The sequence below is a fragment of the Nocardia arthritidis genome, from assembly GCF_011801145.1.
Lineage (GTDB): Bacteria > Actinomycetota > Actinomycetes > Mycobacteriales > Mycobacteriaceae > Nocardia > Nocardia arthritidis_A.
Map to the genome: position 1 here is coordinate 8,713,593 of NZ_CP046172.1, position 14,367 is coordinate 8,727,959.

Genomic DNA, 14,367 nt, shown 5'->3' on the forward strand with positions numbered 1-14,367 from the left:
AAAGCTGGTGCAGAACAACACATCTGATTCCGAATGCGACACCAGATGCGTATCGTGCCCGGTTCGGTTCAGCAGTTACTGGGCGCCGGTCTGCCGTCGAACCGGTCGGCCAGGTAGGCAATGCCCTTGGGCGCGTTGAGCATCGCGGTGCCGTGATCGGCGCCGGGCAGCATCTCGAACAGCACCGGGGTCCCGGCGCGGCAGTACCGCTGCGCCACCTCCCTCGCCAATTGCGGACTCACCACATCCGCGGAGCCGTGCCACTGGTATAGCGGCACCCGCGGCACACCGTTGAAGGTTTCCAGGCTGTTCTCGTGCAGTATCCGGATCTGGGCGGTGTTGACGTCGTCGGGAGTGCCGCTGAAGTAATCACTGAACCGCTTGTTCGCCGCCGACGCGACGATTTCCTCGGTGCAGGCGTTGGCGATCCGGCCGCGCAGCTGTTCACCGGCCGGATTCAACCAACCGTCCAGCGCCATTTCCTTCGGATACTCCCGTTCCAGCCCGACCGCCCCGGCGAAACCCAGACCGAACAGCACGTTCGGCTGCCCGCTCAGCTCCAGCGCGAGCTTGCCGATATTCACCGGAACCCCGCCCTCGGCGACACCGACGATGGGCAGTTCCGGCGCGTACTCCGGGGCGAGCGCGGCGGCGAAACCGGTCGCCATGCCGCCGCCGGAATAGCCGGCCAACCCGACCGGGCTGTCCGTCAATCCCGCGGGTGCGAACCGCTTCGACGCGCGCACGCCGTCGAGCACGATCCGGCCGCTCATCTTGGCGGCGCCGTAGGCGCTGTCCGGCCCGAGGTGGTCGGCGACGGACACCGCCCAACCACGCGCCAGCAGCAGGTTCAGCGCAGGCGCCTCCTTCACCTCGCCGGTGAACAGTCCGTGCGACGGCGCACACTGCAGGCCGAGCGAATTGATGAACGGCTGATACGCCACCAGCGGCCGGTTGCCGCCCCCGCCGAGCGGCAACAGCAGCGTGGTGACGGCGCCGATCGGCTCGCCCGCGGAATTCGTCGACCGGTACAGCAGTTGCCATGCGGTAGCGCCGAGGAATCCGGGAGCCGGAATCTGCCTGCTGCGCACCACATCTCCGGCCCGGTAATTTCCGATATCGGCCGGGGCCGCATAGAACGGATCCGGATCCGCGGCCGGGTATATCGTCGCGGCCTGGGCCGGACTCGCCGACGACAGGCCGATCGAGAGGGCGGCAAGTACACTGCTGACTTGCCAGTAGAGCCGCCTCAATCGTTGTCCTGCAAGGTATTTCATTATCGTTGCTCCGTTGCCGGTCGGGGGCTGCATCGATCTACTTGCGGTACTGCAACTTTCGGTGGAATCACGCCGCGGTACGGAGCTCGTCGTCGAGCCCGTGCGCGGCGAGGATCCTGGCTCGCTTGCGCGGCTGGATATTCGCCTTGGTCACATCGCCGCCGAGGTGTGCCATCAGGCGCCGATCCATGACGTACCGCCACACCGGCGGGACCATGGCGAAGAGGATCATGGTCGCGTAACCCGCCGGAAGTTGCGGGGACTCTTGGGAACTGCGCAGCGTCTGATAGCGACGGCCCGGATTGGCGTGATGATCGCTGTGCCGCTGCAGATGGAACAGGAAGATATTGGTGACCAGCCGGTCGCTGTTCCAGCTGTCCCGCGGCGAGCACCTCGCCCACTTGCCGTTGCGTTTGCGCCGACGCAACAGCCCGTAGTGCTCGACGTAATTCACCGTCTCCAGCAGACCGGCGCCGAGCACGGCCTGCAGCAACAGATACGGCAAGATACGCCAACCGAATACCGCGATCAGCCCGCCGAACAACACCAGTGTCATCGACCACGCCTGCAGGATGTGGTTCTGGATGCTCCACCAACCGAGGTCCTTCCGGCGCAGGCGCGTCCGCTCCAGCTCGATCGCGGAACGGAAGCCGCCGATCACGCTGCGCGGCAAGAACTCCCACAGCGATTCACCCAACCGTGCACTCGCCGGATCGTCCGGCGTCGCCACTCGCACATGATGACCGCGATTGTGCTCGACGAAGAAATGACCGTAACCCGACTGCGCCAGCGCGATTTTCGCCAGCCATCGCTCCAAATGCTCTACCCGATGCCCCAATTCGTGCGCGGCGTTGATCCCGATACCGCTCACGAAACCCAGCGTCGCCGCCAGCCCCAGCTTGTCGATCAACCGCAGATCGTCACCGGCCCACATGGCGCAGGCGATGAGCAGCCCGATCACCTGGACCGGCAAGAACATATAGGTGCACCACCGGTAATACCGGTCGTTGGACAGCAACTCGTAATCCTCGTCGCGCGGATTGTTACCGTCCTCACCCACCACCCAGTCCAGCACCGGAATGATGACGAAAATGATGATCGGGCCGATCCACCAGAACACCGTAAGGCCCGTCCGCAACACCAACTGCGACGGCAGCAGCGCGCTCATCGGCGCGATGAGACCCAAAACCCACAGGTAACGCTTGGGATCGCGTACCTTCTTACGTACTCCGAACGTCCACATGTGTTATCCGGCCGCCACACTTCCGGGATTCAGATTCAGCGCGGATATCAGCTGACCGAATATGACACCGAGCGGACCTGGTAATAACGGTTTCGGCGCGGGCGGCGGATTGTCGTCCTGCTGGGCCACCTGCTGCACGATGACGCGGGCATGCCGATGCCGCAGCGTTCCCATCGGATCGTCGGCCGGCGGCGGTGGTTCCGGCGCCACGGTATCGGGCAATGCCTGCGTGACACCCGGCTGGTCAGCGGTCCGCGGCAACGCCGACGACAGACTGCTGGCATGTGGTCGATCGATTCCGGAAACCGGCGGCGCCGCAACCCTATTGGTCTGGATGGCCCGATCGCCGATACCGATGGCGGCAGCGAGCAGGGCGGCCGTGGACACCACGACCATGCCCACCGGCGCGGCCGGCCGGCGAATTGTGTTGTGTTTACCCATGAGCTGCGTTCCTTCGAGACTGTCGATGATTCGCCGCATAGGCCGAATTTTCGAAAGCGAAGGTAACGGTTCGATATACCCGATGACCAGCAGAATAAGGGCAACTTCAAGCTTGTTAAGCGGCTTTCGCGCGGCATTACGCTACCGTAGGTTCGGGTTAATTCAGTTGAGGCTACAATATGACCCAGGTCACAGTGCCTCGATTACTTTCAGATTGACGTAACTGTGATCAAACGGATATCATCGGCGCACAAACAGAGCGGCATCTCGAAAAGCTTTATTGAAAAGGCTCGCGAGAGCCGATTCGCGGATGAACGCAACATAAACCCAGTGAATCCCAGTATTTTGCACGGTCCGCGCCGCTCGACGCTTGCCACGACCCATCCTACCGAGTATTCACTGAATTTTCAGTGCGCCGACTGAATATTCAGTGACGGTAGTTCAGGCGCGGCCACCCGAGCCGTCGGCTCGCATCAAAGGTTACCGATGTCTGAATATTCTATGTCGACCACCAATGCCATAACACTACGCCAATTCGACTATTTCGTTAACACCGTGCAGCTCGGTTCCCTTTCCGCCGCTGCCAGGAAATTCGGGGTTACTCCGTCAGCGATGTCGCAGCAACTCGACGCCCTGGAAGGGTTATTGGGCAGAAAGCTGTTCGATCCGCAGTCGCGGCGCTCGACGCTGACCAAATTCGGCACCGAGTTCTTCGCGCAGGCCACCGATGTCGTCGCCACCGTCGACCGCGCCCTGACCATAGGGCAAACGTTCAGCGATGGCGTGATGACCATCGGGACGACGCCGACCATCGCCAACAAGTTGCTGCCGCCGCTGATCTACCGCATGCGCGCCGACCGCAGCACCGAGAATATCGAGGTCCGCTCGTACACCAATATCCGCGAGCTCTACTCGTCGCTGGACAACGGCGCCCTCGATATCGCCGTCGGACCACTCGGGCGCTCCGCCGCGCGGTTCGTCTACTCGTTCGGCGAGGAGGAACTGGTCGTCGCCTGCCACCACAGTCAGGAAAGCAAATTCGACGGTTCGTGGGATCGGCTGGCCGAGGCGCCCTGGATCCGCTGCGGTTCGGATTCCGATCTCACCGGCATCATCGCCCGGGAATCCGAGCGGGCCGGAGTGAATATTCGCTATGCGGTGACGGCGCCGGATGTCACCGCCGCGCTGAGCATGGTCGAACACGGCGTCGGCGTCGCGCTGGTACCGAAGATGTCGCTGCACGGATCGTCCCGGCTGCTGTCGACGGTGCGCCTGCCGCGGACGATCAAACGAGAATTGATCGTGCACGCCCGTGATATGTCGCTGCACGTCGAGAAATTCCTGGAAATCATTACCAATTCGGATGTGGTCCGGAAATTCGGCGCGGCCGGGCTGCTGGAAATCCGGCGCTCGGTCGCATTCCGGGTACCGCGTCGAAACCCGGTTCCGGCCCGGCCAGTATTACAGGATGCGGAATGAACACCGAAAAAGTCGCGGCAGGTGTCGGCCTGAGTATCGGGACGGTGAATTCGGTGGCGGCCGCGGTCCGCGGCGGGCGCCCATCGGTGTTCACCCGCCGCAGCGGCGTCACAATCGATCGCGCCGGTACGGTACACCCCGGTGGCGGCCGATCCGGTACGGCGGTAACGGATTTCGCCGATCTGTCGGGTGATCCCGAACCGGTGGTCGTCGGCGGGCGGATCTGGTCGGCCGCGAATCTCGTTGCGGCCGTGGTGCAAAACCTATCCGAATGCGTGCCGGGCAGACAAACCGTCCTGACCTATCCCGGCTGCTACTCGGACAAGCAGGTGGAGCTGCTGCGGCAGGCACTCGACCTGGCCGACGCGGGTGCGGTGCGACTGCTGCCGGAACCGATGGCCGCGGTCGCCTGGCTCGAACACGAAAATGGTTCCCTGACAAAGGGTTTCGTGCTGGTCTATGACCTCGGCGCGAACAGTCTCGATATCACCGTGGTGCGGATCGGTGCGGGCCCGGACGACCATGCGATCGTCGGTGAAACGTTGCGCTCCTACGGTTTCGGCGGCAGGCCGCTCGGTTCGGCCATCGCGCGACGCACCTTCGCCGACGCCTCCGATACCCGGCTGCCGTCGACGCTCGTCGACTTCGGCGAGCTGCGGGCCCGCCACATCCGCGACAGCATCGACCTGGTTCGCGATCAGGTGCGCGCCGCCGGTCTGTCCATGGCCGATATCGATCGAATCCTGTTGGCGGGTGGTGCGGTTCGGCCGCCGGAGGTCGCGGCGGTGATGGCCGAACTCGGCCGGCCCGTGGTGCAGGCGGCCGATCCCGGCCAATGCGTCGCGACGGGGGCCGCCTGGTACGCCACCCGCATCGGCCGATCCGACACCTCCGCGCCGCGGCAACGACCGTGGCCCGCCCTGGTATCCGGCGCCGCATCGCTGTCGGTGGCGGCACTGATGCTGGCCGCGCTGCCTGCCCCGCCCGGCGACTATCCATGGTCACCGGCCCCGACCATCGATCGTCTTCCCGACCTGCCCAGCGCATTCGTCGAACATCCCAAGCACCTCGCATCGACCCCGAATATGCCGCTCCCGCAGGCTTTTACACCCCCGGAGACAGCTGATTCGGCGCCCGTCGCGACACCGCGATCGCCCGACCCCACACAGTCCGACGATCCGCCGTCCGACGACAGCCCGAAACCGTCGCGGCATTCGGTCGCGGTGCCATACCAGCCCGTGAACCCGGGACAGTTCGTCCCCGGCTATTCGTGGCCGGATGCCACTGCGGGCCAAGACAACTCGCAGCCGACCGGTACCGCGGTCCCGCCCACCGGCACACCGGAACCATCGGCCAGCGAAACTCCAACGGCCACAAACCAATCCGGCCAGCCACAGCCATTCACCCTCCCCGCGACGCCGGGCGACGCGGTCGCTTCCGGCTCCCCCGCGCCCGCCCCGTCGAACGGCCCCGCGGCCACCGGAACATCCGGCGGCCCCGCCAGCTCATCGGGTGGCGACACCCCAAGCGGCACTTCGAGTGGCAGGACAACACCCGGTGGCGCAACCGCGGATCCCGGACCGGCGAGCGGCCCGGCGCATCCGGCGGCACCGAACCATCCGGAGAGCCCGTCGCACCCCGGCAGTCCATCCCACCCTTCGATCCGCTGAGATCGAAGACGCCCTACCGGAGGGCTCGCTCGCGGGGCACCAGGAGTGATAGCAGAGCCAACACCAGCCCACCGCCGAGCACATAGAGTCCCCATGTTCCGGAGAGCAGATGGCGATAGTCGCTGCGGAGTTGGTGGTCGAACCGCTCATCCAACCGCCAGGCGAGCACACCCAGCGCCGCCAGTCCGACGAGCACGCCGAGCCAGCCCGCGATGCGTGAGCCGAACAGCGCCGCGATGAGCACGACGGCGGCGACGCCGAGCAGCACGATGATCAGCGAGGTCTGGAAGGATGCCGACTGGCCGCCGATCTGGTCGAGCGAGCCGCCGGAGGCGAACCCGTCGCGCAGGTCGGTCAGCCGGACATGGCGCGACTCGACGGTGCCGATGAGCGGACCGAAGGCCCCGACCGCGATGGCGATCGCGCAGGCGAACAGCACCAGGTGTACGAAAGTACGCATACCTCCACGGTATTGGGAGATCACCCGATCACGCCGTAACGTCAAGGCCAGTGGACACGTGTCCCGCATACGGTTCGGCCGGGGCGACATCCACCACCCCGGCCGAATTCCTTGCGCCGCAACCTAATAGGCGCTGCCGACGAAGTCGCCCGTAGACCCGCGCACGGCCGGAGCGAATGCGGAGGTACGCCTAACTCGAGATGGTCGAATTCATCCAGTTGATCACCGCGACCTGGTAGTCGTGGGTGTCCAGCGCCAGGTTGATCGCGTGCCCGCTACCCGGCACCACGAAGGTTTGCAGCCGCGCCTTCGGGCTGAAGTACGGCGCCTCCTCGGCCAGCAGCGACTGTGGCGACGCACAGACCACATAGCCCGCACCGCAGGCCAGCCGGTCGCGGCCACCGTTGACGATCATGACCGGCACGTCCATCAGGCTCGACTCGCCGGGCAGCGTCGTCAGCAGACCGTCCGGATACTCGCTGATCGAGAACATCTCCTTATTCGCCTCGTCGATCTTCAGCACCTCGGGATCGACATCGGCGGGGTCGAAGAAATCGTGTAAGCGGGTGCCGGGCCTGCTGACCAGATAATTCGGATCGACACCGCTGTTGGCGAATTTCGGATCCTGTACCGCCGGATAGTAGCCGGCGATCACGCTGAACGTCCCTGGCAGGTCCAGCGCATGGGAATACCCGGTGAGCAGCACGCCGTCGACATCATGATTGGCGATCTGCTCCATGATCGAGGTGGACGAGGTCAGCGAATGGCCGACCGTGACGACCTTCTCGAACGGCTGGGCGCCGGCGAGCCCGCGACGCAGGGACTGCACCATATCGTGCAGTGCCGTCGCGGTGGTGTTCGCGGACAGCGACAGCGCGGGCGGATGCGTGCTGTCGCCATTGCCGAGCCGGTCCACGATGAGCGTCGCGAAACCCGCGGCATTCATCGCCCGGCGGAAACTGTATTTCTCTGGCTGATAGGGGAAGTCCCAATATGTTCCGTTGTAATTGGACCCCGACATCAGCACCATGACGGCCTTTGCCGATCGCGAAGGCACACACAGCGTTCCGACCAGCGTGCCCTGCGGCTGCTGGAAGGAAACCGGTTGGCAGCCATCCGATGACGCTTGATCGGCTTGGGCAATACCGGGCACGAAGCACAGTAGTGTTGTCACTGCGGATGCGGCCATGGCCCGTAATGAGGTTCGCACGCGACGCGCTCCCTTTGGTGAATACGCGAAACCATTTATGTGCAGCTATCAGTGAGGGAGGCTATAACCCGCGCCGGTCGGTTCGCAAGGTTACTCGCCGAAAATCGGCAAGTGACCTTGTGGTCCTTCAATTCTGTTGCGGCAGCGGGCGTAAGGACACCGGCCGGCCGAACCCTACTGTGCGCCAGCCGAACTCGAATCGGGCCCGATCACATTTCAGATTTGCTGGCCCTCAGTCCTTCTCGATCGGAATGAGCTTCGCGAAGTCGACCTCGGGTGCGTCGGGAGCCACCGCGCCCGCCACCACCTCGAACTCCCGCGCGTCCAATGCGGTGCAGCCCAGCTTGGCCAGGCTCTCGAATCGGTACTCGCTCTTGGCTTCTCGCATCGCGTTGTGCAGATCTTCCTCGGTGTCGTACATCGTGATCGAGAAGACCGTGTTGTCCTGGCGATCGACGAAGAAGAAAACCTGGCGAACGCCCTTGTCGCTCATGGCGTGCGGGATGGTCTCGTGCTGGAGGACAGGCAGCATTTTAGCCATGGATTCGGTATCTATGGGGCAGGATGCCTTCATCATGCGGGCGTAAAGCTTCTTCGTCACCGAGCTTCCTCCACGACAGGAGCGCCTTCAACCGACGAATCACAATACCGCACACAAACTCCCGCGCTTATCGCATAGTTGGTAGGCACACGAAGTGCACCCGGGCCGAGGACGATGGCGTGTCGGCAGAACGGACACACCCGGACAACCTGGGCAGGTGAGAAGTACGGGAGGGTTCGTTCTACGATGCACGACATGGGCGCGCGAGCTGTGCATTTCGTAGGCAGTTTTCCGGCCGAGAGCACAGACGACGCGATGCGAGCCATGCTGAACGGCGCGGCTACCCGGCTGCGCACGCTGGCCACCGGCGAGACGAATCGCTATGAGTGGTATATCCAGCCGATCGTCGAGGATCTGGCCCGGCAGGGTCTGCTCGAGGTGAAGCGGCAGGGCAGCTGGCGCACCAGCTCGGACCGGACCCTGTACCAGGTACCCCGCGGCGTCGAATTGACCGGCGAAATGATGAATCTCGGCATTCCCGCCGAGGCCGAGGAGGCGCTACCGGTCTTCCATCGGCTGCGCGAGGCCTACGAACTTCCCGACCTTTCGCTGCAGATCGGCATGCCGAGCGATTTCACGCTGTCCTTCATTTCCATGGGGGTGAACGGCGTTCGGAAACACAAGAAGGCGTTCACCGATGCCCTGGTCCGCGACATCGCCGCCGTGCAGAAATTGGTCGAAAACGATGTCCTCATCCAGATAGAGGCCACCGCGGAATTGGTACTGCTTGCCAAAACTCAGCCTTTTCACCGGTTCGTGGAGGCGAAATTGCGCCTGGGCGAGGGAATCGCCGCGATGGCCGCCGCCGCGCCCGCGGGCACCCGCTTCGGCGTGCACCTGTGCCTCGGCAGCATGCGCAACAAGGCACGCACCACCATGCGCGACGCCCGCCCGCTGGTGGCGCTGGCGAATTCCGTTGCGCGACACTGGCCTGCGGGCCGGCCGCTGGAATACATTCACGGCCCGCTCGCGGCGGGCGACAAGCCGCCGTCGACGAATCCGAAATGGTACGCACCGCTGGCCGACCTGGCCATCGGCGAAAACACCGGTTTCTACGCGGGATTCGTGCACGAAACGCCCGCCGAGGCCGAGCAGGTGCGGACCCTGCGCATGATCGAGGCGGCCCTAGGACGATCGGTGGACGGTGTCGCGAGCGCCTGCGGGCTCGGCCGACGGCCCCGCGACATAGCCGACCGGATGGTAGTGCGCGCCGCCGCGCTGGCCGCGGCAGATTGATTCAGCATCGCGTAGCGATTCGATGGGGGGTGGTGGTCGGGTGACGGGTGGGCTTCAGGGCTTACGGCAGACGCCTGCCAGAATCGCCAGCCGGGTCACCGGCAGGTCGTCGTCGAGCCACTCCTGCACGGATACCAGCCCGGGGTCGACGATTTCGAAACCCTCGCAGAACGCGGCGACCTGCGCCCTGGAACGGAACCTCGCCTGCGACGAACTGCCGTCGAGATCCGTGGCGGACTGGTCGATGAATTCCTTGGCGCTTTCGTCCCAGCCGTGCGTGAAGGCGAGGTAACTGCCGGGCGCCATCGCGTCGCGCAACTCCGAGAAAATCTCGGCGGGCCCTTCGTCATCCATGACAAAATGCAGGACACCGACGATCAGAATGGCGACCGGTTTGTCCCAGTCGATTCCGGCTTCGACGCGGCACCGCTCGATGATGTCCTCGGGATGGCGAATGTCGGCGAGTATCGGCGTGACGCCCGCCGCACCGCTCAGCATCGCGTTGGTGTGCACGTATACGACCGAGTCGTAATCTACCGAGGCCACCAGCGCCGACGGCTGAATCTTCTGCGCGACCTCGTGCACATTCGGTGAAATCGGAATGCCGGCACCGATATCGATGAACTGCCGGATCCCGTCCTCGGCGGCCATTTGCACGGCCTTGAGCAGGAACTGACGGCTGAACCAGGCCATTGTCTTGGTATCGGGCGCAATTGCGAGCATGCGATTAGCGACAACCTGGTCGACCTCGTAGTTGTCCTTGCCACCGAGCAAATAGTTGTACAGCCGAGCCGCGTTCGGCTTGGTTGGATCGACGCCCGCCGGTACCCGCTTGCCGTCCGACACCGTACCTCCCTCGATATCCTCGCCCATCGTAACAAGCCGCGACCGCCAACTGCGTGAAACCTGCGGCGGAAGGGCATCGTTACCGTGGGCATTCCGCCGCTCGACGAGCGTTGTCCCTCAACCGATTCGGTCGATCACCGACCGCATCAGCATGCCAGACCGCGACCCGCCGAATCGACAACACCGCCCCGCGAATCCGCGTCCGAATCAACCGATTCGGCGATTGTTCGACTTCCGGCATTACAACAAGTTTCAACGATTCGGCGGATCCGCCAGCGGAACAGCAATTCGGGCCTCGAACCGTCGCACGTAACTTCTCGGCGGGTTGCCGACCGCGGCGCGCGGATCATCGCGTCGGCCGCCCGAACCACCCAGGAACGGAACCACCGGTCGGCTCGGCGCAGAACCCCTGATCACACCGCGACGCGCGCCGCAATGGTGCCCCCAGTCGGACTCGAACCGACACTTGGCGGATTTTAAGTCCGCTGCCTCTGCCAATTGGGCTATGGGGGCGCGTCGGCCAGCGTACCGAATCGTACGGATGTACCGGAATGGGTTCGGGGGTTCGATGTGTCGCGGCCGGGCCCCAGAACGGCTGCCCCAGTAAGTAAGGGCAGCTCAGCGAGTTAACGCCGGACGGTCCAGCCCGATGAGCCAACTGGAAAATGGTCGGGTTGTGGAGGATGGCGTGGGTCGGCTGAAAAGCATTGCGGTGGGTGTTGTCACGGCCGTCGCGCTATCGCTGGGGTGTGCGGTGACCGCCCATGCCGCGGAGTTGAAGCACTGTGCGGTGAGCGCTGGGCGGGCGCCGGAGACGGCGACGCCGGAGGAGGTGGGGCTGGATCCGGACGCGCTGCGCGAGGCGGTGCGTTTCGCGGCCGATCCGACCCGGATGACATTGCAGATATTCCGGAACAACTGCCTGATCGCGGTGGGTCCGAACAACGCGAAAGCCGCTGGGGTGCCGTGGAATCTGTGGAGCAGCACCAAGAGCGTGGTGTCGCTGCTCGCTGGCATCGCCATCGATGACGGCCGCCTGCGACTCGACGCGCCGATCGGCACCTATCTGCCGCCCGGCCTCGGCGATGCCGGGCATCGCGCCATCACCGTGCGCAACCTGCTGCAGGAATCGTCCGGTATGCAGGTCGCGGTGGCCTCGGAGGGCATAACCGGGCTGGCGCAATTGGATCCGAATGTGGTCGCGCAGGCCCTCGGCATGCCGATCGACGAACCGCAGGGCGCCGAATGGCGCTACAGCCAGCGCGGCGTCGATCTGCTCGCCTATGTGATCCAGCAGGCCGTCGGCGAGGATCTTCAGGTCTACGCGCAGCGAAAGCTGTTCGACCCGTTGGGGATCAAACGGTCCGACTACTTCTGGGGCCGGGACCGCAGCGGCAACACCTACGGCTACGCCCACCTCGTTCTTCCGCCGGATGATTTCGCGAAACTCGGTCTGCTGCTGGCCAATCGGGGCACCTGGGGTGATCGTCAGGTGATTTCGCGGGATTATCTCGCGCTGGCGGGCAAACCGTCGCCGGTGCACGGCTGCTACGGCTTCCTGCTGGTGGTGAACGGCCCCGAATGCGGCAATATGTTCCCCGGCCTGCCGCCGGACGCGCTGCAGATGTCGGGCATGATGCGCCAGGACAATTTCGCGGTCCCCAGCCTGGGCCTGCTGGTGAGCTGGACCGGCGTGACCTTCCCCGGCAGCGCCGTCAGCTTCCCGCACGACGTGTTGCGCGCCGTCGCGGGCGCCTTCCGCACGCCCCGCCTGCCGGATCCGGGACCCTATGTGCAGCAACCGGATACGCAGCTGTCCGATCCGATGATCTCCAACCCGGATGCGACGCTGGCCGCGCTCGGCGTCGGCCCGATGGCCTATCCGGGCTGTAATCCGCTGTCCTGCTTGGGCAAACCGATGTCGGCGCCGTTCGCCAACTGGCCGCCCGGCTGCTTCATCCTCGGCTGCGTCGGTCCGGACCCCGCGACACCCGGAATACATTGAGGCAGGCTCAGACGACCTCGAAGTTCGCCATCATCGCCATATCCTCGTGCTCGAGATTGTGGCAGTGATAGAGGAATCTGCCGCGATAGTCGGTGAAACGGACCAGCACACTGGCGATTTCGGCGGGACGCAGGTTGATGGTGTCTTTCCAGCCCGCGTCGTACGGCCCCGGCGCGGCGCCATTGCGGGACAGCACCTGGAACTGGTTGAGGTGCAGGTGGATCGGATGATGGAAGTCGGTGCTGAAACGCCAGATCTCGGTATCGCCCAGCCGCGGCCGGGCGGTGATGCGATCCGGCTCGAAGGGCGCACCGTTCACATTCCAGCCCATCCCACCGTTGTCGCGGAAGCTGAATGTCCGTGTGGTTACCGCGTCGTCCGTGCGCGGCGGCTCGATGACCGACAGCCGATCCGGCACTCGGCTGTCGTCGCGTCCGGCGCGCACGACGCGGAAGGCCATGACTCGTCCGGCCGGCCCGCTGTCCAACCGGTTGACCAGTACCACCTGCTCCCCTACCGAATAACGGGAGAAGTCGATCACCAAGTCGAAACGTTCCGCGGGCGCGATGTCGATCTCGTCGTGCCGCACCGGCGCCGCGAGCAGCCCGCCGTCGGAGCCGATCTGGCTGAACCCGCCCGAATCGGGTTCCAGCGCAAGCCGATACCGGCGCGCATTGGAGGCGTTCAGCACGCGGAACCGATAACGCACCGCGGCGACCTCCAGCATCGGCCACGGCGCGCCGTTGACCAGGATAACGTCGCCGAGCACGCCCTGCCGGTACTCCTTGCGCACTCCCGGCATGCCGGGATCGACCGCGGGATAGAGTAATTCGCCGTCGGAGCCGAAGGCTCGGTCGGTGAGCAGCAGCGGGATGTCCCGATCGCCCGCTGGCAGCGGCAGCGCGGCCTCCTCGTCATCGCGGATCAGATGGAATCCGGCCAACCCGCGCCAGACACCGGGGCCGGTGAAATCCATCCGATGGTCGTGGTACCAGTGCGTCGCCGCTCGCTGCCGCATCGGATACACATACTCGCGCATCCCGTCGGCGATGACGGCGCGGCTGTCCGAATGCCCCATCGAATGCCCATGCATACCGGTAATGCCTTGCGGCATAATCAGATCCGTCGGATACCCATCGCTGTCCGCCGGCGTGTGCCCGCCGTGCAGATGGACGACGGTCGGCACGGGCAGTTCGTTGCGATACCGCACAACGGTTCGGCGGCCGCTGCGGGACACGATGGTCGGGCCCGGGAAGATCCCGTCGTAGCCCCAGATTTCGGTGGATACCCCGGGCACGATCTCCCGCATGGCCACCCGCTGGGTGATCTCGTAATAGTCGGTGGTCTCGTCGGCGCGCGGCACCAGCACCGGCGGAATCGGCAGCGGCACCCGAAAGGGTTGCGGCAGTGGCATTTCGCTGCGGAGCAGGCGGCCGGTTTCGCCGGCGGAGATCAGCCACGGCACGCTCGCCCCCATGGTCGCGCCGAGCACCGCCGCACCGCCCGCGAGGAGGAACCCACGCCGCCTCATGCCGCACTCCGTCGCCAGGCCCAGGTGAGCAGAACCATCAGCGCCGCGATGATGGCGACGCCGAGCGGCACGTGCACGCCGATACCGCGAAAGTAGCCGAGCAGGATCTGCGCGGTCTCGGCGAGCACGAGTCCGACGCTGACGGCGAGCGGCCAGACCGGCCCGCGTCCTGGACGCCAAACCAGCAGCGCCACAACGACTTGCAGATATCCGATGCCCCCGACGACGGTCGCGTTGGTGGCGTGCGCGGCCACCATGTCGTAGTCGCCGGACAGGAACCGCCCGGCCAGCACGGCCTGTCCGAAGGCGCCCAGTGCGTGCAGCGTGATCACCCACCGCAAGGCCAATGTGTAGCCTGTCTTCATATA

Annotated in this window: 13 protein-coding genes and 1 tRNA gene; 4 read left to right on the forward strand and 10 right to left on the reverse strand. The window is 65.0% G+C overall.

Going from position 1 to position 14,367, the window contains the following annotated elements; genetic code table 11:
• Window positions 1-68: 68 nt before the first annotated feature.
• From F5544_RS39500 to F5544_RS39510, 3 genes are all read right to left on the reverse strand, one after another.
• Window positions 69-1,277 carry a lipase family protein gene (locus F5544_RS39500; RefSeq protein WP_238846901.1) on the reverse strand — a complete coding sequence of 403 codons (1,209 nt, stop codon included), beginning with the start codon at window positions 1,275-1,277 and terminating at the stop codon, window positions 69-71.
• A gap of 67 nt (window positions 1,278-1,344) precedes the next feature.
• Entirely contained in the window at window positions 1,345-2,520 is a 1,176-nt protein-coding gene (locus F5544_RS39505; RefSeq protein ID WP_167477870.1) for an alkane 1-monooxygenase, read from the reverse strand.
• Between the two features lie 3 nt (window positions 2,521-2,523).
• The gene (locus F5544_RS39510) at window positions 2,524-2,961 is read right to left on the reverse strand and encodes a hypothetical protein (RefSeq protein WP_167477871.1); all 438 of its coding nucleotides are present in this window, start codon (window positions 2,959-2,961) and stop codon (window positions 2,524-2,526) included.
• Between the two features lie 501 nt (window positions 2,962-3,462).
• On the opposite strand from F5544_RS39510, the gene F5544_RS39515 reads away from it, so the two are divergent.
• Both F5544_RS39515 and F5544_RS39520 read left to right on the forward strand, forming a co-directional pair.
• The gene (locus F5544_RS39515; protein WP_238847536.1) at window positions 3,463-4,440 is read left to right on the forward strand and encodes a LysR family transcriptional regulator; all 978 of its coding nucleotides are present in this window, start codon (window positions 3,463-3,465) and stop codon (window positions 4,438-4,440) included.
• A complete protein-coding gene (locus tag F5544_RS39520; protein WP_167477873.1) occupies window positions 4,437-6,110 on the forward strand; it encodes an Hsp70 family protein in 1,674 nt (557 codons plus the stop codon). Before F5544_RS39515 ends, F5544_RS39520 begins: the two co-directional genes overlap by 4 nt.
• 13 nt (window positions 6,111-6,123) lie before the next feature.
• Here the strand turns inward: F5544_RS39520 and F5544_RS39525 are convergent, their stop codons facing one another.
• The 3 genes from F5544_RS39525 to F5544_RS39535 all read right to left on the reverse strand — a co-directional run bounded on the left by F5544_RS39525 (window position 6,124) and on the right by F5544_RS39535 (window position 8,381).
• On the reverse strand, window positions 6,124-6,570 hold the full coding sequence (locus F5544_RS39525; RefSeq protein ID WP_167477874.1) for a hypothetical protein: 447 nt from the start codon (window positions 6,568-6,570) through the stop codon (window positions 6,124-6,126).
• 190 nt (window positions 6,571-6,760) lie between these two features.
• Window positions 6,761-7,780, reverse strand: a complete 1,020-nt coding sequence (locus tag F5544_RS39530) for an alpha/beta hydrolase (protein WP_238846902.1) — start codon at window positions 7,778-7,780, stop codon at window positions 6,761-6,763.
• 232 nt (window positions 7,781-8,012) lie between these two features.
• Entirely contained in the window at window positions 8,013-8,381 is a 369-nt protein-coding gene (locus F5544_RS39535; protein ID WP_167477875.1) for a hypothetical protein, read from the reverse strand.
• A gap of 195 nt (window positions 8,382-8,576) precedes the next feature.
• Here F5544_RS39535 and F5544_RS39540 point away from each other — a divergent pair, with 195 nt between their 5' ends.
• Window positions 8,577-9,617 (forward strand): hypothetical protein, encoded by a 1,041-nt coding sequence (locus F5544_RS39540; RefSeq protein WP_167477876.1) that lies wholly within the window; start codon window positions 8,577-8,579, stop codon window positions 9,615-9,617.
• Between the two features lie 54 nt (window positions 9,618-9,671).
• On the opposite strand, the gene F5544_RS39545 is transcribed toward F5544_RS39540, so the two are convergent.
• Both F5544_RS39545 and F5544_RS39550 read right to left on the reverse strand, forming a co-directional pair.
• Window positions 9,672-10,463 (reverse strand): SAM-dependent methyltransferase, encoded by a 792-nt coding sequence (locus tag F5544_RS39545; RefSeq protein ID WP_238846903.1) that lies wholly within the window; start codon window positions 10,461-10,463, stop codon window positions 9,672-9,674.
• Between the two features lie 436 nt (window positions 10,464-10,899).
• A tRNA-Leu gene (locus F5544_RS39550) sits at window positions 10,900-10,976 on the reverse strand.
• Between the two features lie 175 nt (window positions 10,977-11,151).
• Between F5544_RS39550 and F5544_RS39555 the strand changes: the two genes are divergently transcribed.
• Window positions 11,152-12,468, forward strand: coding sequence for a serine hydrolase domain-containing protein (locus tag F5544_RS39555; protein WP_238846904.1), 1,317 nt, complete (start codon window positions 11,152-11,154; stop codon window positions 12,466-12,468).
• Between the two features lie 7 nt (window positions 12,469-12,475).
• Here the strand turns inward: F5544_RS39555 and F5544_RS39560 are convergent, their stop codons facing one another.
• Both F5544_RS39560 and F5544_RS39565 read right to left on the reverse strand, forming a co-directional pair.
• A complete protein-coding gene (locus tag F5544_RS39560) occupies window positions 12,476-13,999 on the reverse strand; it encodes a multicopper oxidase family protein (RefSeq protein WP_167477879.1) in 1,524 nt (507 codons plus the stop codon).
• The gene (locus F5544_RS39565) at window positions 13,996-14,364 is read right to left on the reverse strand and encodes a hypothetical protein (protein WP_167477880.1); all 369 of its coding nucleotides are present in this window, start codon (window positions 14,362-14,364) and stop codon (window positions 13,996-13,998) included. The genes F5544_RS39560 and F5544_RS39565 overlap by 4 nt, the downstream gene beginning before the upstream one ends.
• Between the last annotated feature and the right edge of the window lie 3 nt (window positions 14,365-14,367).